This is a genomic window from Morganella sp. HMSC11D09, assembly GCF_001807955.1.
In the GTDB taxonomy this organism is placed as follows: domain Bacteria; phylum Pseudomonadota; class Gammaproteobacteria; order Enterobacterales; family Enterobacteriaceae; genus Morganella; species Morganella morganii.
Window position 1 is genome coordinate 1 of sequence record NZ_KV791638.1, and the last position, 1,785, is coordinate 1,785.

Annotated in this window: 4 protein-coding genes; 1 reads left to right on the top strand and 3 read right to left on the bottom strand. The window is 42.1% G+C overall.

Annotated features, from left to right (window positions below):
* Nucleotides 1-304 precede the first annotated feature (304 nt).
* From HMPREF3119_RS19010 to HMPREF3119_RS00315, 3 genes are all read right to left on the bottom strand, one after another.
* Nucleotides 305-517 carry an ANR family transcriptional regulator gene (locus HMPREF3119_RS19010; RefSeq protein WP_139144820.1) on the bottom strand — a complete coding sequence of 71 codons (213 nt, stop codon included), beginning with the start codon at nucleotides 515-517 and terminating at the stop codon, nucleotides 305-307.
* A 73-nt stretch (nucleotides 518-590) separates the two neighbouring features.
* Nucleotides 591-947: a helix-turn-helix domain-containing transcriptional regulator gene (locus tag HMPREF3119_RS00310; protein ID WP_070577917.1), complete on the bottom strand. Its 357-nt coding sequence runs from the start codon at nucleotides 945-947 to the stop codon at nucleotides 591-593.
* Nucleotides 944-1,279: a type II toxin-antitoxin system RelE/ParE family toxin gene (locus HMPREF3119_RS00315; RefSeq protein ID WP_070577920.1), complete on the bottom strand. Its 336-nt coding sequence runs from the start codon at nucleotides 1,277-1,279 to the stop codon at nucleotides 944-946. Before HMPREF3119_RS00315 ends, HMPREF3119_RS00310 begins: the two co-directional genes overlap by 4 nt.
* A gap of 208 nt (nucleotides 1,280-1,487) precedes the next feature.
* Here HMPREF3119_RS00315 and HMPREF3119_RS00320 point away from each other — a divergent pair.
* Nucleotides 1,488-1,785, top strand: a 298-nt coding sequence (locus HMPREF3119_RS00320) for a recombinase family protein (RefSeq protein ID WP_168162266.1), incomplete at its 3' end; no start/stop codon positions are given.

Below are 1,785 nucleotides of genomic sequence, written 5' to 3' on the forward strand. Positions count from 1 at the left end.
AAACCAGCCATAACAGTTAAACCTATCCCAGAAAAAGCCCAATTTAAATACTGATCATTGTAAATAAAACTAAAGCTACTCAAATCCATCGTTAATTACTCATAAGCCAAATAATTTGCATAGTTTAATTGATTTTCCTTACACCCACATTCTTTTTTTGCACTCGAACCTATATCAGATAACAGCTCTCTTTTAGGGGGTTCTACGCCGGAACCGTCGAAATTTCCGTAATGTATGAATTATAATTTAAACAATGGGTTATCTCATTAACGTGCGTTTTTGTTCCATTGGCCATCAAACCCTATTACAGGCTCTGACGGCGGTCAGTTCGGCGATTCAAAAAATTACTGCACAACTGAGATCGTACTTCGCACCATTCGCGGTTGATGGGAGATCTTGCCAGCAACCAGGCTTCATGCCACAAAACTGACGCCTGATTAAAGTTTTCTGTCCGTTCTGCTCTGGCTGCCCGCTCAGCAACGGTTTGATAGTCAGCGATAATTTTCAATCGTTTCATTCTCTTTTAAGTTGAATCCGGGGGTAACCATAGGCTTACAGATTCTCGGGTTCCGCCGCAGACGGGCTACTGTTCAATGATTAGATTTACTTAGTGTTAATTGTAATCCGGCCACTGCTGCCAGTTGGGCTAGTGTTGTGATAGTCGGATTTCCCTTTTCCGATAATGCGCGGTAGATACTCTGCCGCGCAAGTCCTGATTTTTTTGCAGCTTCGGAAATCCCCCCTCTGGCATCAATAACCTGACGTAAAGCGACAAGAAATCCTCCAAGACCACCGGGTTCATTAATTTCCTCAAGCGCATTAGCAATATAGGCATTAGCGTATTCCGGATCTGCACGAAGTTCTTCAATCATAGCTGTGTTGTGATCAATCGCTGCCGGATAATCTGAATCACCCAAATATTTTTCTGGTTTTTTAAATGTAGTCATTTTTTTGACCTCTTTTTGAAATCCTGCAAATAAATAATCGCTTTATCTAAATCTGCCGATTGTGTTTTTTTATCCCCACCGACTAAAAGGAGGATAATTTCTTTATTTTCAATAGAATAGTAAATCCTGTATCCAGGTCCATAATCAATACGCAACTCCCAGACACCGTCTCTTTCAAATTTGTGATCTCCGAAATTCCCGCCCATAGCCCTGGCTATTCTTGTATCCACTTTTAATGCAGCCGTCTGATCTTTACGTCTGAGTTTTTTCATCCAGTCGGTGAACGGAACTTCACCATTTTCTGTCTGGTATCGCTTTGCCGTATAAGGCATGGCTGGGTTAATCCTCTGTTTATTTGATAACCAATTGTCACTTATAAGTGACTTTTTGTCAAGGTATTCACTTGTCCATTAGCTCTTAAGGGGGCATTTAAGTATACCCCAGCGTCATAACCTGAAATACTGCCATTTTTCCATTGGATCATTACTTATCTGTCACGTATATTAAGATCATCATTTAAGTGTCACAAACGGGTGAGAAATGTACATTCACGGTTACCTCCGCGCATCAACAAAAGAGCAGGATGCTCACCGGGCAAAAAACAGGATGAAAGCTTTTGTGGAAGAAAAGGGATTCCGGATGGCCAGTTGGTACACCGAAAATATTTCCGGAGCATCACTTCAGCGGCCGGAACTTTTACGGTTACTTGATGACGCTGCGCCCGGTGACATTATTCTCATCGAGCAGGTTGATCGCCTTTCACGCATGGATGAGGACGGCTGGCAGAAATTAAAGCACCTTATCAGTGAAAAAAACCTGGTGGTTGTCAGTCTTGACC